General features: G+C 72.2%; 20 protein-coding genes. 7 read left to right on the top strand and 13 right to left on the bottom strand.

Annotation, left to right across the window (positions count from 1 at the left end; all coding sequences use genetic code 11):
• Positions 1-65: 65 nt before the first annotated feature.
• Entirely contained in the window at positions 66-1,151 is a 1,086-nt protein-coding gene (locus ABH937_RS30940) for a hydrogenase expression protein HypE (RefSeq protein WP_280693643.1), read from the bottom strand.
• A 143-nt stretch (positions 1,152-1,294) separates the two neighbouring features.
• Positions 1,295-1,828: a hypothetical protein gene (locus tag ABH937_RS30935; RefSeq protein ID WP_280693642.1), complete on the bottom strand. Its 534-nt coding sequence runs from the start codon at positions 1,826-1,828 to the stop codon at positions 1,295-1,297.
• Between the two features lie 442 nt (positions 1,829-2,270).
• Between ABH937_RS30935 and ABH937_RS30930 the strand changes: the two genes are divergently transcribed.
• Entirely contained in the window at positions 2,271-2,879 is a 609-nt protein-coding gene (locus ABH937_RS30930) for a GNAT family N-acetyltransferase (protein WP_370220155.1), read from the top strand.
• Here the strand turns inward: ABH937_RS30930 and ABH937_RS30925 are convergent.
• Entirely contained in the window at positions 2,813-3,508 is a 696-nt protein-coding gene (locus ABH937_RS30925; protein WP_370220154.1) for a VC0807 family protein, read from the bottom strand. The two genes, ABH937_RS30930 and ABH937_RS30925, sit on opposite strands and share 67 nt — an antisense overlap.
• Positions 3,505-4,134 carry a TetR/AcrR family transcriptional regulator gene (locus ABH937_RS30920; protein ID WP_280693639.1) on the bottom strand — a complete coding sequence of 210 codons (630 nt, stop codon included), beginning with the start codon at positions 4,132-4,134 and terminating at the stop codon, positions 3,505-3,507. The genes ABH937_RS30925 and ABH937_RS30920 overlap by 4 nt, the downstream gene beginning before the upstream one ends.
• Before the next feature lie 116 nt (positions 4,135-4,250).
• On the opposite strand from ABH937_RS30920, the gene ABH937_RS30915 reads away from it, so the two are divergent.
• Positions 4,251-5,057, top strand: a complete 807-nt coding sequence (locus ABH937_RS30915; RefSeq protein ID WP_280693638.1) for a thioesterase family protein — start codon at positions 4,251-4,253, stop codon at positions 5,055-5,057.
• Positions 5,058-5,109: 52 nt separating this feature from the next.
• Here ABH937_RS30915 and ABH937_RS30910 read toward each other — a convergent pair whose 3' ends face one another.
• From ABH937_RS30910 to ABH937_RS30900, 3 genes are all read right to left on the bottom strand, one after another.
• A complete protein-coding gene (locus ABH937_RS30910) occupies positions 5,110-6,432 on the bottom strand; it encodes a S8 family serine peptidase (protein WP_370220153.1) in 1,323 nt (440 codons plus the stop codon).
• A gap of 81 nt (positions 6,433-6,513) precedes the next feature.
• Positions 6,514-7,038: an N-acetyltransferase family protein gene (locus ABH937_RS30905; protein WP_370220152.1), complete on the bottom strand. Its 525-nt coding sequence runs from the start codon at positions 7,036-7,038 to the stop codon at positions 6,514-6,516.
• A 53-nt stretch (positions 7,039-7,091) separates the two neighbouring features.
• A complete protein-coding gene (locus ABH937_RS30900) occupies positions 7,092-8,144 on the bottom strand; it encodes a serine/threonine-protein kinase (RefSeq protein WP_280693635.1) in 1,053 nt (350 codons plus the stop codon).
• A 274-nt stretch (positions 8,145-8,418) separates the two neighbouring features.
• Between ABH937_RS30900 and ABH937_RS30895 the strand changes: the two genes are divergently transcribed.
• Together ABH937_RS30895 and ABH937_RS30890 are read left to right on the top strand one after the other, a co-directional pair.
• A complete protein-coding gene (locus ABH937_RS30895) occupies positions 8,419-8,652 on the top strand; it encodes an acyl carrier protein (RefSeq protein WP_280693634.1) in 234 nt (77 codons plus the stop codon).
• Positions 8,653-8,699: 47 nt separating this feature from the next.
• The gene (locus tag ABH937_RS30890) at positions 8,700-10,379 is read left to right on the top strand and encodes an amino acid adenylation domain-containing protein (protein WP_370220151.1); all 1,680 of its coding nucleotides are present in this window, start codon (positions 8,700-8,702) and stop codon (positions 10,377-10,379) included.
• Positions 10,380-10,483: 104 nt separating this feature from the next.
• Here ABH937_RS30890 and ABH937_RS30885 read toward each other — a convergent pair whose 3' ends face one another.
• The 3 genes from ABH937_RS30885 to ABH937_RS30875 all read right to left on the bottom strand — a co-directional run bounded on the left by ABH937_RS30885 (position 10,484) and on the right by ABH937_RS30875 (position 13,019).
• The gene (locus tag ABH937_RS30885) at positions 10,484-10,831 is read right to left on the bottom strand and encodes a YrdB family protein (protein WP_280693632.1); all 348 of its coding nucleotides are present in this window, start codon (positions 10,829-10,831) and stop codon (positions 10,484-10,486) included.
• A gap of 175 nt (positions 10,832-11,006) precedes the next feature.
• Positions 11,007-12,044, bottom strand: a complete 1,038-nt coding sequence (locus tag ABH937_RS30880; protein ID WP_280693631.1) for a ketoacyl-ACP synthase III family protein — start codon at positions 12,042-12,044, stop codon at positions 11,007-11,009.
• Between the two features lie 135 nt (positions 12,045-12,179).
• A complete protein-coding gene (locus ABH937_RS30875) occupies positions 12,180-13,019 on the bottom strand; it encodes a DUF3632 domain-containing protein (protein WP_370220150.1) in 840 nt (279 codons plus the stop codon).
• Positions 13,020-13,146: 127 nt separating this feature from the next.
• Here ABH937_RS30875 and ABH937_RS30870 point away from each other — a divergent pair, with 127 nt between their 5' ends.
• The gene (locus ABH937_RS30870) at positions 13,147-13,737 is read left to right on the top strand and encodes a hypothetical protein (protein WP_280693629.1); all 591 of its coding nucleotides are present in this window, start codon (positions 13,147-13,149) and stop codon (positions 13,735-13,737) included.
• A 34-nt stretch (positions 13,738-13,771) separates the two neighbouring features.
• Here ABH937_RS30870 and ABH937_RS30865 read toward each other — a convergent pair whose 3' ends face one another.
• Both ABH937_RS30865 and ABH937_RS30860 read right to left on the bottom strand, forming a co-directional pair.
• Positions 13,772-13,975, bottom strand: a complete 204-nt coding sequence (locus tag ABH937_RS30865; protein WP_370220149.1) for a DUF6126 family protein — start codon at positions 13,973-13,975, stop codon at positions 13,772-13,774.
• A complete protein-coding gene (locus ABH937_RS30860) occupies positions 13,972-14,325 on the bottom strand; it encodes an ArsR/SmtB family transcription factor (protein ID WP_370220148.1) in 354 nt (117 codons plus the stop codon). The genes ABH937_RS30865 and ABH937_RS30860 overlap by 4 nt, the downstream gene beginning before the upstream one ends.
• Before the next feature lie 210 nt (positions 14,326-14,535).
• On the opposite strand from ABH937_RS30860, the gene nagB reads away from it, so the two are divergent.
• A complete protein-coding gene (gene nagB / locus ABH937_RS30855) occupies positions 14,536-15,318 on the top strand; it encodes a glucosamine-6-phosphate deaminase (RefSeq protein WP_370220147.1) in 783 nt (260 codons plus the stop codon).
• Positions 15,319-15,378: 60 nt separating this feature from the next.
• Here the strand turns inward: nagB and ABH937_RS30850 are convergent, their stop codons facing one another.
• Positions 15,379-16,134 carry a maleylpyruvate isomerase family mycothiol-dependent enzyme gene (locus ABH937_RS30850; RefSeq protein ID WP_370220146.1) on the bottom strand — a complete coding sequence of 252 codons (756 nt, stop codon included), beginning with the start codon at positions 16,132-16,134 and terminating at the stop codon, positions 15,379-15,381.
• A gap of 46 nt (positions 16,135-16,180) precedes the next feature.
• Here ABH937_RS30850 and ABH937_RS30845 point away from each other — a divergent pair, with 46 nt between their 5' ends.
• Entirely contained in the window at positions 16,181-17,560 is a 1,380-nt protein-coding gene (locus ABH937_RS30845; protein ID WP_370220145.1) for a 2-dehydropantoate 2-reductase, read from the top strand.

The following is a 17,560-nucleotide window of genomic DNA, read 5'->3' as shown; positions in this document are numbered from 1 at the left end:
GGAGTGGGGGGTATGCAGCGGCGGGCCGCACGCACGGGGCGTGCGGCCCGCCGTGGTTCAGCGGGTCACCACGGTGGGCGGTAACCGGTGGTCAGCCGACTGCCGGTGCGCCGCCACTTGGGCTCCTTGTCCACCGTGCGCGTGGTGATCTCGCGCAGCCGGCGGATCACCTTGCCGTACGCCGCACTGGCGTTGGAGGAGACGTGCGAGCCGGGCGGCGGGTCCATGAACGGCATGAACTTGTCCGGGAAGCCCGGCATGGTGCAGGCGATGCAGATGCCGCCCACGTTGGGGCAGCCGCCGACGCCGTTGATCCACCCGCGCTTGGTGACGTTGCACTTGACCACCGGACCCCAGCAGCCGAGCCGCACCAGGCACTCGGGCCGGCCGTACTCGGTGGCGAACTGGCCCTGCTCGTAGTAGCCGCCGCGGTCACAGCCCTCGTGCACGGTCGCGCCGAACAGCCAGGTGGGACGGAGCTTGTCGTCCAGCGGGATCATCGGCGCCGAGCCGGCCAGCTGGTAGAGCAGGTAGGTCAGGGTCTCGGCGAAGTTGTCGGGCTGGATCGGGCAACCCGGCACGCAGACGATCGGCAGCCCGGCCTTCGACTTCCAGTCCCAGCCGAGGTAGTCGGGCACACCCATCGCGCCCGTCGGGTTGCCGGCCATCGCGTGGATGCCGCCGTAGGTGGCGCAGGTACCGATCGCGACCACGGCCGTGGCCTTGGACGCGAGGCGGTCCAACCACTCACTGGTGGTGATGGGCTGACCGGTCTTCGGATCGTCGCCGAAGCCGCACCAGTACCCCTCCTTCTTGATCGACTCGTTCGGGATGGAGCCCTCGACCACCAGCACGAAGGGTTCGAGTTCACCCCGGTCGGCCTTGAAGAACCACTCGATGAAGTTGTCGGCGCCCTGCACGGGCCCGCACTCGAAGTCGATCAGCGGCCAGTGCACCGCGATCTTCGGCAGCCCGGGGAGCGCGCCGGTGACGATCTCCTCGATGCTCGGCTGCATGGCGGCGGTCAGCGAGACGGAGTCACCGTCGCAGCTGAGGCCGGCGTTGATCCAGAGAATGTGTACCAGCGGCTCGTCGCCGCCCTGGGACGCGCCGCGACCTTCCTCGGTCGCGGCCGTTGCTGTAGCACCCATGAGGATGCCTCCTCAGAAAAGGGATGAGACCGACAGAACGGGCTCAGGATTCTTCATAGCAGCCCGGCGCGCTCCCCGGTCGGACGAAGGGCCGCGGCGGTACCCCGAACAGCGGCGCGTCCGTACCGCCGATCGGACGACGGTCAGGAGCTGGCGGCCCCGACCTGGATGTGGGTGTCCATGCCGAGCGCCTTGTGGCCGTCGATCGGACACCAGAGCTCGTAGCTGCCCGGCTGCAGGGTGACGGTGAGCTGCGCCTGCTGCCCCGGCTGGATCGGGTTGGTCTGGGTGGCGGTCACGCCCGGTCCGGCGATGGCCAGCGCGTGCTCGACGGTTCCGGCGTTCTGCGCGACGAAGGTGTACGTACCGGGTGTGAGCGGGGTCTGGGTCAGGCTGAGCGAGTACTCCTTCTCAGTGACGGTGACGCTCGTGCCGGTGCTCGCGGAGGCGCTGGTGGACGTGCTCGCGGACGTGCTCGCGGAGGCGGACGCGGTAGCGGTGGCCGTCGCGGCACTGCCCGTCGACCCGCCGACGGGGGCGCTGGCGGTCGGCTTGGCGGTCGAGCTGCTCGAACTGCTCGAACAGCCGCTGACGGCGGCGACGGCGACCAGCGCGGCGAGCAGCAGCGCGGGGGCCGGGCGGCGGCCGCTCGTTCGGGGGCCGGGCGGGATCATCATGGTCCTGGTCTCCTCTGTTCCTTGCGGACGAGGGTCGCGTGCCCGACCGGCGACGGTGGCGCCGACACCCGAGACCCCTGGACCCGTCCACCCGCTCGGGCTACCGGAGGCCCCGCGGGTCTCGGGCCGGACCGTACCGGACCCGAGCGGGCGGAACGGGTCGAGGTGCTCGCTCAGGGGGCCTGCCTGGCCCGCGAGGACCTGACCCCGGCTACCCGGCGCGGCCTGGCGGACCAGCTGGACGGCCGCCGGCCCCGTGCACTGGAGGAGAAGTGACGGTACGTCAGGCCTGCTGGCCGGACCGTCAGGGCAGGTAGGCGGCGGGCGGCGGGGTGGTGGCCGAACCGAGGTAGGGCGCCAGCCACTTGGCGTAGGCGGCCTGCCAGGGGCCAGGCTGGAAAATCACAACCGACCACCGCCGGGTCATGGCAGGCTCTCCCGCATGTCACTCAGCACCCCCCGGCTCGACCTGCGCCGCTTCCGCCCCGAGGACTCCGCCGCGCTCGCCGCCTACCGCTCCGACCCGGCCGTCGCCCGCTACCAAGGCTGGAGCGCACCGGTCTCGCCGGCCCAGGCCGCCGAGCTGGTCCGGGACTTCGCCGCGGGAGACCCGCGGCGGCCCGGCTGGTTCCAGTACGCGATCGAGCTGCGGACGGACGGCCGGCTGATCGGCGACCTCGGTGTCCACCTGCACGAGAACCTGCGCCAGGCCGAGTTGGGCTTCACCCTCGCCCCGGAGCACCAGGGGCACGGGTACGCCACCGAGGCGGTGCGGGCGGTGCTGCGGGAGCTGTTCGAGCGGCGCGGCCTGCACCGGGTCTCGGCGGTGTGCGACGCGCGCAACCGGAGTTCCGCCGGGTTGTTGGAGCGGGTGGGCTTCCAACTGGAGGGGCGGCGCCCTGAGTACACCTGGTGCAAAGGCGAGTGGACCGACGACCTGCTGTTCGGCCTGCTCGCCGACCACTGGGCCAGGGCCTGTGCGGCTCAACCGGCCGCCGGACGGGCGGCGGCCGTGCCGGAGGTCAACCGCCAGAGTCCGGCCACCTCGTAGTAGACGCCGTTCACCAGTTGCAACAGCAGCAGCGTGACCGGCCAGAGCAGCGCGCCGAGGCCGGGCACCAGGTCCACCGGCAGGGTGTAGGCCATCACGACCCGCACGGCGGCGTCGAGCAGCATCGCCACGCCCCAGATCGCGGTCGAGACCCGCCAGATCCGCCGGAAGGCCGGCTCGCGCTCCCACAGCACGTCCCAGGAGGTGCCGTCGGAGCGGAACCGCCCCTCCAGCAGCGGGCGGCCGCCGTGGAAGAGCAGCGGGCGATGGGCCCTGATCGAGATCAGGAACCAGAGCCCGGCGACGCCGGTCAGCCAACCGTCCTTGGCCAGCAGGAACCGCGGGCTGCCGCTGATCAGCGCGGCCGCGACGCCGAGCAGCATGGTCCCGGCGATGAATCCCGCCATCCCCTCCAGGCTGCGGGTGCGGACCCACTGCACCGCCGTGGTGAGCGCCGGCAGGACGGCGCCGGCCAGCAGCGCGACGAAGACGCCGACGCCGGCGGCGCGCAGGCCGTAGTACACCGCGATCGGGACGGCGATGTCCCAGACGACACCGAGCAGCAGGCGTCGGCGGCTCGGCCGGGGCGGCGCTTCAGGGGTCGTCGCCGATGCGTCATGCGTGGTCATGGCGTGCTCCGGGTGGCGAGCAGGGCCAGGGTGGTGATCTCGCGGACGCAGTCGTCCACGCTCAGGCGCGGGGGCTGCGTCATCCGGACGATGGCGGCGTCGATCGCGGACTTCAGCGTGAGCGCCATCAGCGTGGTGTCGAACTCCCGGAACTCCCCGCTCTGCTGGCCGGCCCGCAGAATCGGTGCCAGCTCGGCCACGTTCGCCTCGGCCGACGCCTGCGTGCCGTAGCGCAGGGCGCCGTCCTCGTCCCTGGCGTTCATGCAGATCTCGTACATCGCCCGGACGGCGGCGGGATTGCGCGCGATCCAGGCCAGTTCCGCCTCGATCCGGGCGGTGAGCCGCTCGGTGGCGGTGGGCGCGCCGTCCGTGCGGCGGGCGATGGCGGCCTGGGCCTCCAGCGCGATGTCGATCAGCACCGCCTCCATCAGCTCGTCCCGGGTGCCGAAGTGGTACGAGATGAGCCGGGTGCTGGAGATCCCGGCCCGCTGCCGGATCCGCTCGAAGGTGGCCCGTCCGTACCCGCTCTCGGCCAGCACCTGGACGGCGGCCGCGATGATCTGGCCGCGCCGCGCGGTCGCGCTCGGCGAACGCTGCCCGTCCTGCTCGTCACGTGTTACCTGCACAGGTAACTTCTTCCTCGCCCAGGTAACGGCTAAACCGGTGATCCAGGGACCTGCCGATCGCCTATCGTCGTGGGGCGCGAGGGAGTGGTCGAAGCGAGCCGAGGGGGCTGGACGGGATGACGACAGCAGGGGCGGCGGGCACGCCGGATTCCTTCTACCGCGATCTGGGCGAGGGCCGGTACGAGAGCACCGGGCACACCGTGGGGCCGTGGAGCCCGAAGGCGCAGCACGCCGGGCCGCCGTCCGCGCTGCTGGGGCGGGCCATGGAGCGGCACCAGGTGCGCGAGGGGTTCCGGATCGCCCGGGTGACGCTGGACATCCCGCGGCCGGTGCCGGTGGACGAGCTGACCGTCGAGGTGCGCACGGTCCGCGCGGGCGCGCGCAGCGAGCTGCTGGAGGGCGAGATCACCGCGGGCGGCCAGGTCGTGATGCTGGCCCGGGCCTGGCGGATGACGGCCAGCCCGCAGGACACGCCCGCGCTCCGTCCGGAGCCGACCCCGCCGCCGCTGCCCGCACCGCAGCCGCCGCACCGGCTGCCCGGCACCGACCACGGCGGCTACGTGTCCGCGATGGAGTGGCGCTGGGCGGACGGCGGCGGCTTCGACCGGCCGGGGCCCGGGACGGCCTGGGTCCGGCAGCGGGTGCCACTGGTGGCGGGCGAGCCGGACACCCCGCTGACCCGGGCGCTGACGCTGGCCGACAGCAACTGGGCGGTGGCCTTCGAGCTCGACCACGTCCGCCGGCAGGTGGTCAACACCGATGTCACGCTGGCGCTGCACCGCGATCCGGTCGGCGAGTGGCTCTGCCTGAGTGCGGCCACCACCGCCAGCCCGGCCGGATCGGGCCTGGCGCTCGGGCGGTTGGACGACGAACTGGGCGACTGCGGCCGGGTGCTGCAGACGCTCTTCGTCGGGGAGCGCTGACGGTCCGTCAACTCTCTGACAGAAGTTGACGGACCGTCACAGCACTGCCGGGTCAGTGCAGGTGTGCGATTGCCTGGACCAGCTTGGCGGCGTCCACGGTGCCGACACCGGTCGTCTGGTCGTAACCAGGGCCCGCGGTGTAGCCGTTGGGACCGGTGCTGCCGGTGGTGACGTCCACCAGCCCGGACGAGTGCCGGGTGTAGAGGTGGTACAGGTCCTGGTCGATCACGCCGAGGCGGTGGCCGGCGGCCTGGTCGGCCAGCGCGACGACGCCGGCGAAGAGCGGGGAGGACTCGCTGGTGCCCGCGCCGTCCGCCGTCCAGCCGGTGTTGGCCGGGTCGAAGCTGGAGTACAGCCAGAGCGCGCCGTTGGGCGAGCCCGCCATGCTGATGTCCGGGGTGCCGCGGTGGTCGCCGACCACCGAGCGGACCGGGTCCTGGTAGCCCGGGCGGGCGAAGACCTTGGAGAGCTCGCCGCCGCTGCCCGACCAGGCGGCGTCGGGGGCGGTCCTGGCGCCCTGGTCGTCCAGGTGGAGCTCGGTGCCGCCGACCGCCGTGACCAGCGGGTCACCGGCCGGCCAGGCGGCGTCCAGCTTGGTCGAGTCGCCGCCGCCGTCGCCGGAGCTGGCGGTCAGCGTGACGCCGTGCTTCGCGGCATTGGTGAAGGCGTAGCGCAGCGTGGTCAGGCTGGTGTAATCGCCCTGGTCGAAGCCCGGGAACATCCCCTCGCTGGTCGCCCAGCTCATCGACACCACGTCCGCCTGGCCATTGTTCACCAGGTGGTTGATGCCGCTCATCATCTCGGGCACGCCGACCGCGCCCTCGGTCTCCGAGACGCCGGTCTCCAGCAGCACGATCCTCGCGCCGGGCGCGACGGCGTGTGCGGCCTCCACGTCCAGGGTGCTCTCGCTCGCCCAGCCGTCCATGTCGGCGTTCTTCGGGTCGAAGGCCGGGACCTGCCCCCACTGCACCACGTCCACCTGGCTGCTGGCGATGCCCCACTGCGCCGACCAGACGTCCAGGTCGTGCTGGATGGTCGGCGAGCCGAACGAGTCGACGATCACGATGGTCCGCCCCTGGCCGGTGATCCCGTGCTGGTAGAGCGGGTCGAGGTCGTAGGCGGTGCGGTACTGGAGCGGCGAGTAGCAGGCACGGTGCAGTTGGGTCAGGCAGTCGCTGGTGGGCAGCGGTGCGGCGAGCACCGGGTCGTCGGCCGGGCTCGCGTGCCGCAGCGGGTGCACGGCGAGCCGGGCGGACCACGGGGCCGCGGCGGCCTGGTCGGCAGTGGCGGTGGACTGGCTGACCGTCGGCAGCAGGGCGAGCGCGAAGGCCCCTGCGGTGGCGGCAACGAGTCGCAGGCGGGCGGACACGGGCACGGCGGTTCCCCTCCCAGATGAGACTGCGGAGCAGTTGAGGTGTTCAGGCCACAGCATCCACCTCCTGTTGTCAATGACCTCTCAGCCGCGGTGCGGGGCCGTGGGGTTGGCGGCCAGCCGCAGGTCGACGTAGCGGATGCTGTCGCCCGGCAGCAGATAGCGCTCGAGCTCGACGAACCCGTGGTGTTCGGCGAACCGCAGTCCGTCCGCGTTCGACTCCAGGACGACCGTCTCGATGACGGTGGCGCCGAGCGTTCTCGCCTGCGCCAGCCCGTGGTTGTAGAGCTGCTCGCCGATGCCGTGGCGCCGGAGGGCGGGGAGCACCCGGGCGATGACGGTGGCCGTGGCGGCCTCGTCGGCGGCCGCTTCGCCGGTGGGCGGCCGGACCGTGGAGCAGCCCACCAGGAGCTCGCCGAGATACGCGACCGCCAGGTGATTGCGCCCGCTGCGCTCGCGCACGGCGTCGAGGGAGAGCGGGTCGGTGGGGATGATCAGGTTGTGGACGTAGCGCCAGTCTTCGAGCATGGCGTCGCCGTCCGCCCGCTCGATGCGGAGCTCGATGGTCTGCGAGTCGTGAGAGTTGTGAGAGTTGTGAGAGGTGGGCATCGCAGCAGGAAAGCGGTGGACGGTAGGGGGCGTCAACCGGGTTTGCGGCCGGCTCACCGCTTGGGGATGATCTCCACGACGGCGAGCGAGGTGCCACCGACCGCGGCCAGTCCGATCGCGGTGGCGATGGCGAACTCCCGCCAGCCGCTCTTGCGGGTCGCTTCGGGCTCGGGTGCGGTGCGCAGGACGACGGTCTCCGGGCGCGGCGCCGGCTGGACCGCGGTGGCCTGGGCCGTCACAGGTGGCGGTGTCGCGGACGGCGGTGTCGCGGACGGTGCCGCGAGGGCCCGGGCGTGCAGCGCTTCCAGCTGCGCCGCCGCCTGCTGGGCCGTGGGGCGGCGTTCGGGGTCCTTGTGAAGCAGCGACTCCAGCAACGGCCCGAGCGGCCCCGCGTGCTGCGCCGGCGGGAGCGGCTGCTGGGTGATGGCGAGCCAGATCGACGGCAGGGACGGGCCGTTGAACGGCGGCTCCCCTTCGAGCGCGGTGTAGAGGGTGGCCCCAAGAGACCACAGGTCGCCGGCGGTCCCCACCGGCGTGCCCTCCAACTGCTCGGGCGGCATGTACTGCGGCGTGCCGATCATCATCCCGCTCTGGGTGAGCTGGGTGCTCGCGTCCAGCACCCGGGCGATGCCGAAGTCGGTGACGACGGTGCGCCGTTGGGCGAGGAAGACGTTGTCCGGCTTCATGTCGCGGTGCACGATGCCGGCCTGGTGGGCATGCGCGAGCGCGTCGGCCAGGTCGGCGCCGAGCGCCGCGACCCGCTGCCAGGGCAGCCGGCCCTGCTCCTTGAGGACGGCGGCGAGCGAGTTGCCGGCGAGCAGCTCCATCACGATCCACGGCGCGCCGTCCTGCTCGACCACGTCGTGCACGGTCACGATCCCGGGGTGGTTGAGCGCCGCCGCGGCCCGCGCCTCGCGCACCGCCCGTCCGGTCAACTCCCGGTGCTCCTCGGGACTCAGGTGCACGGGGAGGAAGACCTCCTTGACCGCCACCGCCCGCCCGAGCGTCTCGTCCCGCGCGCGCCAGACCCGGCCCATGCCGCCCTGGCCGATGGCCTCCGCCAGCCGGTACCGGCCGCCCACCACGTTCCCCGTTGTCCCCGCCACGAGGGATCAATATAGCGGGGCCGGTCGACCGGTACCGAACGTCACCCGGCGCACCGCCCGCGAACCGGGAGTCCGGTGCCACGGTGTTCCTCGGATCGGACCGGCTCATCGCGCCCGCCGCCGATGTGGCCCGGCCCGAGCGCGATTCGAGCAGCAGCCGACACCCTCGGAAGTCCTCCCGCGCGTGCGTTCGGTGACCACCGGGCACCAGGAGGGCCCGTCACACCGATGAGGACCGGGCAGGCACCATCCGCGACCGACCGAAGGGTTCATCATGCTGACCAAGGACGACTTCATCCGGATCGTGCGGGACGATCTCGCCCTCCCGATGAACGGCATCGACCTGACCACCGCGCTGGACTCCGACCGCAAGGTCAGCTGGGACTCGCTCCACATGCTGCGCCTGGTCGCCGCCGTGGAGCGCGAGACGGGCACCCGGGTCCCGGTCGGCCGCCTGCTGGAGGACCGCAGCCTCACGGCGATCTACCGCAGGATCTCCGAGGCCTGAGCCCTGCCCGGCCCAGCAGGACGAACCGGACTGGATGAGGAGAGACCATGACCGCTAACCGGACTCGCAGACCCGCGCCCGACGCGTCCGAGCCACTGACCACCGCCCCGCCGTCCCCCACCGCGCTGCCCGCCGACCCGCCGGCCGCCAACTCGCCGGCCGGCACCGTGCATCCGCTGATCCACGAGGCGGTGGCCCGCCAGGCCGAGCAGCACCCCGGGTCCACTGCGATCGTCTTCCGCGCGGATCGCATCAGCTACGCCACCCTGAACGCGGCGGCCGATCACTACGCCGAGCAGCTGGCCGCGCTGGGCGTCGGGGCCGGCGCGATCGTCCCGGTCCAGCTGCCGCGCACCCCGCAGTTGGCCGCCACCCTGCTCGCCGTCCTCAAGTGCGGTGCGGCGTACGCGGCGTTCGACCACCGCTGGCCCACCGAGCGGGTGGACGGCCTGCTCGACCAGCTGCACTCCCCGGTGTTCGTCACCGGCAACCGGCCCGCCGGCGTCCAGGCCGAGGCCACGGGTGCGGGCGGCGGGCGACCGCTCACCGTCTGGCAGCCGCCGGCCGAGCCGCTGGAGGTCTCGGCCGGCGCGGGCGGTACGGTTCCGCCTTCCGACATCGGGCCCGATGACGCAGCCTGCGTGTTCTTCACCTCCGGAACCACGGGCAGCCCCAAGGGAGTCGTCTCACCGCACCAGGCGACCACCCGACTGTTCGGCCCCGACGGCCTGCGCGGCTACCGCGCGGGCGGCGTCTCCCCGCAGTCGGCGCCGTGCGCCTGGGACGCCTTCAGCCTCGAGCTGTGGGGCATGCTCGTCACCGGCGGGACCACGGTGATCGTCGAGGACGACTACCTCCTGCCCGGCGCGCTGCGAGACATCGTGAAGTCGGCAGGCGTCGACACGGCGTTCTTCACGTCCTCGCTGTTCAACCTGTTCGTCGACATGGACATCGACTGCTTCGCGGGGATGGGGCAGATCTACACCGGCGGTGAGCGGCTCTCCCCCGCCCACGTGCGCCGCTTCCTGGCGCAGTACCCCGGCGTCGCACTGTTCAACGCCTACGGGCCGGTGGAGAGTTGTGTGTTCGCCACGATCCACGAGCTGGGTCCGGAGGACTGCGAGACCTTCGGCGGCATCCCGATCGGCCGCCCGGTCGCCGACACCGAGGTCTACGTCGCCGACGGCGGTCGGCTCTGCGAGCCGGGCACCGAGGGCGAGATCTGCATCGGCGGGGCCGGCCTGGCGATCGGCTACCTGGAGCAACCCGAGCTCACGGCCGAGAAGTTCGCGCCGATCACGGTGAACGGAACGCCGGTGCGGGTCTACCGCACGGGCGATCTCGGCTTCCTGGACGCCGATCAGGTCCTGCACTTCCGCGGGCGGGCCGACCGGCAGGTGAAGGTCCGCGGCTACCGCATCGAGCCGGGCGAGATCGAGAACGCCGCGATGAAGGTCGAGGGCGTCCGCAGCTGCACGGTGGTGCCGGTGCCCGGCCGGACGGCGGCCTGGGAACGGCTCGCCCTGTTCTACACCGCCACCGCCGACACCGCCGCCACCGCACCGGCCGAGGGCGAGTCCGACGACCCGATCGGGCTGGCCCGCACGCTCGGCAAGCGCCTGCCGCCCTACCTGGTCCCGGACACCGTCATGATGGTGGAGAAGTTCCCGGTGACCGTGAACGGCAAGATCGACAACCAGGCACTGCTGGACTCCCTGCCGGCCTGAGGCCTGACCGGGGAGACCAGGGAATGACGGTGGCGCAGGAGCCGATGCTCCTGCGCCACCGTCATTCCCTGATGATTCGTCAGAAGCCGTTGTGGGAACGGGTTTCAGGCCGACTGGTGCCACACCCGGATCAGCACCGCGTTGATGACGTACAGCACGAACAGCACGGCCGCCGGCACCACCCGCCCGGCGGCGTAGAGCGCGAGCGCGCCCAGGCCGAACCAGACGACCTCGAAGGCGATCCGGACGGCACCGTGCAGCGGCACCGCCGCCGAGGGCGACCCGAAGACCGCCCACACGACGATGAACAGCAGCGGTCCGCCGATCCCCAGCAGGAACTTGACGGCCGACTTGGAGCTGAAGGTGAATCCCCACAGCCCGACCGAGAACAGGACGGCGAGTTCCAGCAGGAACGCCAGCGTGAGGTTGATGGCCTTGGCGGCGGTGAGCATGGCTGCCTCCATGGGCAGAAGAGGGCGGTCGGAACGGCCGGCACCCCGGCGAGGGGCACCGTACCGGACCGACCGCGGTTCGAGCACAGTCTTTCCGTGAACAGGCATGGTGAATCAGTTGAACTGACGGAGCGTCACCAGGAGATCGGGGAACGTCACCGCGTCGGGGCGACGATCACCAGGCCGGAGTCTCGAGCACTTCGAGCACCGCGACGGTCCACATGAACCCGATCCCCGCACCCGCGGTGACGACCAGGTCGCCCGGCTTGGGGCGCCCGGTCTCGAACAGCCGGTTGAGGCCGATGATCTGGTCGCCGCCGCCCATGTGCGCGTAGTCCAGGCCCCAGTCGTAGACGGTGGTGTCGGGGTCCAGGCCGAGCGCGCCGTGGAAGCCCCACTCGATGATGGTCTTGCACATGTTGGCGTGGATGAACCACTGCGTACCGGCCAGGTCGGTGTCGGCCTCCGCCAGCGCCTGCTTGAGCACGGCACCGAAGTTCTCGTTGATCTTGGCGATCGTCTGGTCGTAGGCGTCCTCGTTGCGGCTCAGCCAGTGGCGCTTGCGACCGGCCAGGTCGGCGGGCTTGCCGTCGTAGAAGGGCGCCTCGGTCCAGGCGTCGTCGCCGCGGTACAGCGGTTCGAGCGACGCGTCGGCGCGGCTGACGCTGGAGCGGACCTTGGCGAAGCCGCCACGGGTGGAGAGCACCAGCGCGCCCGCGCCGTCGCCGTACACCACCTGCTCATCGGCCTTCCAGCGGTCCCAGTACGGCAACTTGAAGGAGTCACCGGTGGTGACCAGAGCCGCGCCGCCCTCCGGCCGGGCGGTGATCCAGGAGGCGGCGACCTCGGCGGCGGCGAGGCCGCTGTTGGAGCCCTGGCGCACCTCGAAGGCCGCGCCGTGGCCGCCGACGGTCTCGTTCTGCACGTAGTGGGCGGGGGTCCAGACGTCCTGACCCTGGTGGCCGACGCTGGCGTGCACCACCAGCCGGAACTCCTCACTCGCGATGCCGGAGCGCCCGACCGCCGTACGGCCGGCCGCCGCCGCCATCACCGGCCCGGTCTCCTCCGCGCTGGCCACCCGGACCGCGCGATACCCGTTGGCCTCGCACTCACCGGCACCGTAACGGCCGTCGGCGACGGCCTGCTCAGCGGTATAGACCTGCTCGGGCAGATAGGCGCCGAGACCGGCGACGTAGAGATTCTCCCAACGCATGCTGCGCTCCAGATTCGTGGTGACTGCGGTCGCTCCGAGTCTGGCGGCCCGCGCTATAGCCAGACTCGGGCGCAAACCCGCAGCCCCGGGCCGCTGCGCACAGGTCGAGCGCCGGCGGCCCCGAGCGGCCCGACCCTACGAAAAGTCGGCAGCAGGGCCGGTGTTGCCCGATCCGGCCTGGCCCAGGTCGCCCAGCGCGGTCAGGTACCGCAGCGCCGCCCGTGCCTCGTCGGCGCCGGCCTCCGTCCCGGCCGCCAGCTCCGTCAGCCGGGCGCGCCAGAACTCCCACCGCTCGACGGTGAACCCTCCCTCGGCCATCCCGCTGTCCGTGCACAGCTTGCCCAGGCGACCGACCTGCCCGTCGAACGACCGCCGCCGGCGCGCGAGGCCCGCGAGCAACGCACCGCAGTGCTGGAACCATGGGACCACCCCCCTCGGGTCGGCCAAGTTGACCGGCGACTCCTCCTCGAGGCAATCGCGCAGCGTCCAGATCGCGTAGAGCGAGAAGTCGATTCCGGCGGCGGTCAGGCGCGCCGCGAATGCGTTCAGGTTCACCCAGACGTCGACATCCGAAAAGCCGGGCATCTCGGCCCCCATGTCCAATGCCTCGCGCATCTGCGCGCCGAAACACGGAAGGTCGACAAACACCTTCATCTCCCAGACGACACAGTCCTGCCGCCCCTGATCACGAGTGAGCACCCCCTGCTGCTCGATCCCGGTCAACAGGTCGACAAGCCTGTCCTGGACGGTGCCGGACGACGACTCCCGGGCCGCCGTGATGACGGGCTCCCAGGCCGCCCACAGCAGCCCCTCGATCGTGTCGATCGCGGATTCCTCGGCCTGGTCGTCCACGAAGGCCGAGCGCATCGGCGCGACGAATCGAGCAACGGTCTCGTCCAGCGCGGCGGCCGGTGTCGCTCGGAGGTACCCGCTGAGAAGTTCCTCGTAATAGCGCGAAGCCGTGTCGTAGTCCATGGTGTCGGCCACGGTAGCAACGGCCGGTGGCGGACGAAGCGGAGGGCCCCGGCCTCCGCGGAGGCGGAGAAATGCCTGGTCGGACCTCCCTGGTCGGGCGTGCGGCCCTGGGGGCACAATCGTGCCCATGACGCATTCGGAGGAACCGCAGATCGGCGCGGCACCAGCGAACGCCGACTCCGCCTGGATCGGCTTCGTCCGCAGCACCGTCGCGCAGGTCACCGAGCACGCGCCGGGCAAGGAGCTGGTCGGGCCGATCGCCTACGCGGTCGACGCCGCCTGGCGGGTGATCGCCTACAACGACGCCTTCGCGGACGCGTTCACCGGGCGGCGGGTGCCCGAGAACATGTTCAAGTGGATGGTCTGGGACGGGCGCGACCAGTTGCCCGAGCACGACCGCTACTGGGTGCGCCGAGTGGTACCGCAGCTGGACAGCCTGCTGGAGGAGTTCCCGGACCAGCCCGAGCTGGTGGAGCTGGCGCGGTGGACCGAGCGGACCGTGGGCGGCCCGCTGCGGCTGGCCGGCCGGACCGGACCGGACGGCGAGATCCGGCCGCTGATCCACGCCCGCTACGGCTTCGGCTCGCTCTGGATCGGCGCCGCCTCGCCGATGACCCCGTTGGGGCGCGTGGTCTTCGCCCACTTCTACGCCGGCGCGACCCCGGACGACGTGCGCGCGCTGCTGCGCTCCCCGGAACCTCGGCAGGGCGCGGCCTGAGGGCGGCGGGGCCTGGGGTGGGTGGCCGGCGCGGTCAGTGCCGGTGGCTGCCCAGGTAGAAGAGCAGCATCACGAAGAACGCGAAGAAGTGCGTGCCGGCGATGTAGATGCCGGCCCGGATCAGCGCCGCCTTGCGCTTGCTGTTCTCGTCGCGGATGGTCTCGTTCACCGGGTTCGCGGCACTCGCCGGGTTCGCCTCGGTCGCCGGACTCGCCTCGCTCACGGGATTCGCCGTCACCGGACTCGCTCCTTCGCTTGGCCGGCCCCCGCGCGCAGCTGCACCAGCAGTTGCTCCTGGTCGGCGATCATCTCGGTCAGGATCCGCCGCGCCGCCCGCAGCAGGTCGGCCACATCCGGGGTGCTCAGCGCGTAGACCACGGTGTTGCCCTCACGGGTGGCGGTCACCAGGTTGCTCCGGCGCAGCACGCCGAGTTGCTGGGAGAGGCTGGACGGCTCGATCTCGATCGCCGCGAGCAACTCGCGCACCGGGCGCGGCCCGTCCTGGAGGAGTTCGAGGACCCGGATCCGCGCCGGGTGGCCCAGGGTGCGGAAGAACTCGGCCTTGGCCTGGTACAGCGGAACCGGCATACCCGTCCTCCTCGCGACACGTCGGGCGTCAGCTTCTCCGAACTTGAAGAATTCTTCAAGTCGCGCCCCGCCCGATCACGCCACCGGCCGCCCGACCTGACAGAACCCGGGCACGACCATCGCCGGGCTTTCGAAGCACCCCTGGACTGCGCTAAACTTCCAGAGATTGGTCTAGACCACTACATACACGCTTTCGGACGGTTGGTCAAGATGGAGATTGTGATCGTTCCCGACGCCGCCGCGGGCGGTGAGCTGATCGCCGAGGCGATCGCGGAGCTGTTCACCGGCAAGCCCGACGCGCTGGTCGGCGTGGCCACCGGGTCGACGCCGCTGCCGATCTACCGGGCGCTGGCCGCCAAGGTGCGGGCCGGATCGCTGGACGTGTCGCGCGCCCGGATCTGCCAGCTCGACGAATACGTCGGCCTGCCCAAGGGGCACCCCGAGTCCTACCGCTCGGTCGTGCTGCGCGAGGTGCTCGAACCGATGGGCATCACCGCGGACGCCTTTCTCGGCCCCGACGGCTCCGCCGAGGACATCGCGGCGGCGGCCGCGGCCTACGACCGCGAGCTCGCGGCGGCCGGCGGCGTGGACCTGCAGCTCCTCGGGATCGGCACCGACGGGCACATCGGATTCAACGAGCCGTGCTCCTCGCTCGCCTCGCGGACCCGGATCAAGACGCTCACCGAGCAGACCCGGGTCGACAACGCCCGGTTCTTCGACAGTCTCGACGAGGTCCCGCACCACGTGATCACCCAGGGCATCGGCACCATCCTGGAGGCCCGCCACCTGGTGCTGCTGGCCACCGGCGAGGCCAAGGCCGAGGCCGTCGCGCAGGCCGTCGAGGGCCCGCTCTCCGCGCTGGTCCCGGCCTCCGCGCTGCAGTTGCACCCGCACGCCACCGTGGTGGTGGACGAGGCGGCGGCCGCCCGCCTCAAGCTGGCCGACTACTTCCGGGCCACCTATGCAGCCAAGCCGGCCTGGCAGTCGATCTGAGCCGTCCGCCCGCGGAGCCCCCGCCCTGATGCTGCGTCAGGCCCACAGCCTGACGCAGAATCAGTTCCAGCCGGGGAACGGCGGCAGCGGCCAACTCGGCGGCTCCGGCAACGGCGCGTCCGACACCAGCGCCGCACCGCCCGTGCGCCCGGCGAGCCAGCCGAGCAGGGCGTGGCCCGAGCCGCTGACCACCAGGCCGGACGGCGCCAGGGTCCAGCGGCGGCCGAGATCAACGGCAGTCACCTCGCCGACCGGGAACTCGCGGGCGGCCAACGCGGCGAGCGTGTCCGGCAGCGCCCACCTCACGTACGCCTCGGGCCAGTCGGCCGGCCGGTAGCCGAGGTCGAGGTCGACATGGTGCGTCTCCAGCTCACGCCAGCAGCGATACAGGGTGAACCAGGCCGGGTGCCGCCAGCCCGCGAGCGCGGTGACCAGGTTGCCCCACCGGTCGGCGGGCATCGCCGCGGCGTCCTCGGCCAGCCGGTCCAGCCGATCGCGCAGCTCGCCCACGAGCGCGGCGGCGGGCCGCCCCGCGCCGTCCCGCAGGGCGCCGACCGGCGTCGCGTCATCGGCCCGCCGGGTGGGCTCGACCCCGGTGCGGGCCAGCGCCAGCAGCCGCAGGTACGCCTCGGCGGCGCCGGCCAGATGCGTGATGACCTGCTCGCGGCTCCACCCGGCCAGCGTGGACGGCGCGCGGAGCTCCGCGTCGTCCAGCGCCACCGCGGCGGCGACCAACCGGGCCGCGGAGTCGGTCACTTCCGCGAGCAGCTGAGGCGGATCGAGCACGAGGGACGGATCGGACCACATCGTCGGCATGGCATCGGAGCTTACCGATGATCCACTTGATCGCTACCGTGGCCTGGTGATCACGACCAACGACTCTCCGACACCACAACCCCTGAGCACCGGAACGCGGCTGAACCCGGGCAGCACCTCCCGCCTGACGGTGGCCGTCCTCGGACCGGGCGGTGTCGGCGGACTGCTCGGCGCGCTGCTCGCCCGCGACGGGCACCACGTCATCTGCCTGGCCGGCGAGCGGACCGCCGGCGTCATCCGCCGTGACGGCCTGCGGGTGACCAGCGGTCAGTACGGCGACTTCACCGTCCCGGTCGAGGCCGACACCGAACTGCGCCGACCGGTCGACCTCGCCTTCGTGACCGTCAAGCAGCCCGCCCTGCCCGCCGCCCTCGACCGGCTCCCGGCACGGCTGATCGGCCCCGAGGGGATCGTGGTGCCGCTGCTCAACGGCCTCGACCACCTCCCGGTGCTGCGCCGGCACTACCCGGCCGACCAGGTCGTGGCCGGCACCATCAAGGTCGAGACCACCCGCACCGCGCCGGGCCGGATCGCCCACACCAGCCCCTTCACCACCCTCGAACTGGCCGCCCCGCTCGACGCGCTGGCCGCCCGGCTCCGGCACGCCGGGCTGACGGTGGCGCTGCGGACCGACGAGCAGGCGATGCTCTGGGACAAGCTCGCCTTCCTGGCCCCGTTCGCCCTGCTGACCACCCGTCACCAGGCCTCCGTCGGCGCCCTCCGGGGGCAGCACCGGTCCGAACTGCTCGCCGTGCTCGACGAGGTCACCGCCGTGGCCCGCGCGGCGGGCGCACCGGTGACCGCCGAGTCCGTGCTCTCCTTCTTCGACCGCGCCCCGGCCGCGATGAACTCCTCGATGCAGCGCGATGTGGCCGCCGGCCGCCCGATCGAGCTCGACGCCATCGGCGGGGCCGTCCTGCGGGCCGGTGCCGCGCACGGGATCGACACGCCGCTGCTCGCGTGCCTGGTCGCGGAGCTGAGCTCGGCGCCGGCGGCGGCAGCGGGCGTCCGGATCACCAGCCTGGACCACCTGGTGCTGACCGTGGCGGACGTCGAACGGACCATCAGCTTCTACCAGCGCGTGCTGGGCATGCGGCCGGTGACCTTCGGCGCGGGCCGCCGCGCGCTGGCCTTCGGCAGCAGCAAGATCAACCTGCACCAGGCCGGCCACGAACTGCTCCCGCACGCCGCCCGCCCGACCCCCGGAAGCGCGGACCTCTGCCTGATCACCGACACCCCGCAACAGCAGGTCGTGGCGCACCTGACCGCCTGCGGGGTACCAATGGAGGAGGGCCCGGTGCCGCGCACCGGCGCCCAGGGGCCGATCACCAGCACCTACCTGCGCGACCCCGACGGCAACCTGGTCGAGATCAGCACCTACGACAACACGCCGGGGCACCCGGGAGCCGGCGATCACGTCCAGTAG

The sequence above is a fragment of the Kitasatospora sp. GAS1066B genome, from assembly GCF_041262605.1.
Lineage (GTDB): Bacteria > Actinomycetota > Actinomycetes > Streptomycetales > Streptomycetaceae > Kitasatospora.
This window is presented reverse-complemented; position numbering and strand designations above follow the sequence as displayed.

Bases quoted from the DNA above. Each gene is read 5' to 3' on its own strand.
- ABH937_RS30880 (WP_280693631.1), bottom strand. From the start codon at position 12,044: ATGCGTTGGGAGAATCTCTACGTCGCCGGTCTCGGCGCCTATCTGCCC.
- ABH937_RS30875 (WP_370220150.1), bottom strand. From the start codon at position 13,019: ATGGACTACGACACGGCTTCGCGCTATTACGAGGAACTTCTCAGCGGG.
- ABH937_RS30870 (WP_280693629.1), top strand. From the start codon at position 13,147: ATGACGCATTCGGAGGAACCGCAGATCGGCGCGGCACCAGCGAACGCC.
- ABH937_RS30915 (WP_280693638.1), top strand. From the start codon at position 4,251: ATGACGACAGCAGGGGCGGCGGGCACGCCGGATTCCTTCTACCGCGAT.
- ABH937_RS30940 (WP_280693643.1), bottom strand. From the start codon at position 1,151: ATGGGTGCTACAGCAACGGCCGCGACCGAGGAAGGTCGCGGCGCGTCC.
- ABH937_RS30925 (WP_370220154.1), bottom strand. From the start codon at position 3,508: ATGACCACGCATGACGCATCGGCGACGACCCCTGAAGCGCCGCCCCGG.
- ABH937_RS30935 (WP_280693642.1), bottom strand. From the start codon at position 1,828: ATGATGATCCCGCCCGGCCCCCGAACGAGCGGCCGCCGCCCGGCCCCC.
- ABH937_RS30930 (WP_370220155.1), top strand. From the start codon at position 2,271: ATGTCACTCAGCACCCCCCGGCTCGACCTGCGCCGCTTCCGCCCCGAG.
- ABH937_RS30850 (WP_370220146.1), bottom strand. From the start codon at position 16,134: ATGCCGACGATGTGGTCCGATCCGTCCCTCGTGCTCGATCCGCCTCAG.
- ABH937_RS30860 (WP_370220148.1), bottom strand. From the start codon at position 14,325: ATGCCGGTTCCGCTGTACCAGGCCAAGGCCGAGTTCTTCCGCACCCTG.
- ABH937_RS30890 (WP_370220151.1), top strand. From the start codon at position 8,700: ATGACCGCTAACCGGACTCGCAGACCCGCGCCCGACGCGTCCGAGCCA.
- ABH937_RS30885 (WP_280693632.1), bottom strand. From the start codon at position 10,831: ATGCTCACCGCCGCCAAGGCCATCAACCTCACGCTGGCGTTCCTGCTG.
- ABH937_RS30905 (WP_370220152.1), bottom strand. From the start codon at position 7,038: ATGCCCACCTCTCACAACTCTCACAACTCTCACGACTCGCAGACCATC.
- ABH937_RS30895 (WP_280693634.1), top strand. From the start codon at position 8,419: ATGCTGACCAAGGACGACTTCATCCGGATCGTGCGGGACGATCTCGCC.
- nagB (WP_370220147.1), top strand. From the start codon at position 14,536: ATGGAGATTGTGATCGTTCCCGACGCCGCCGCGGGCGGTGAGCTGATC.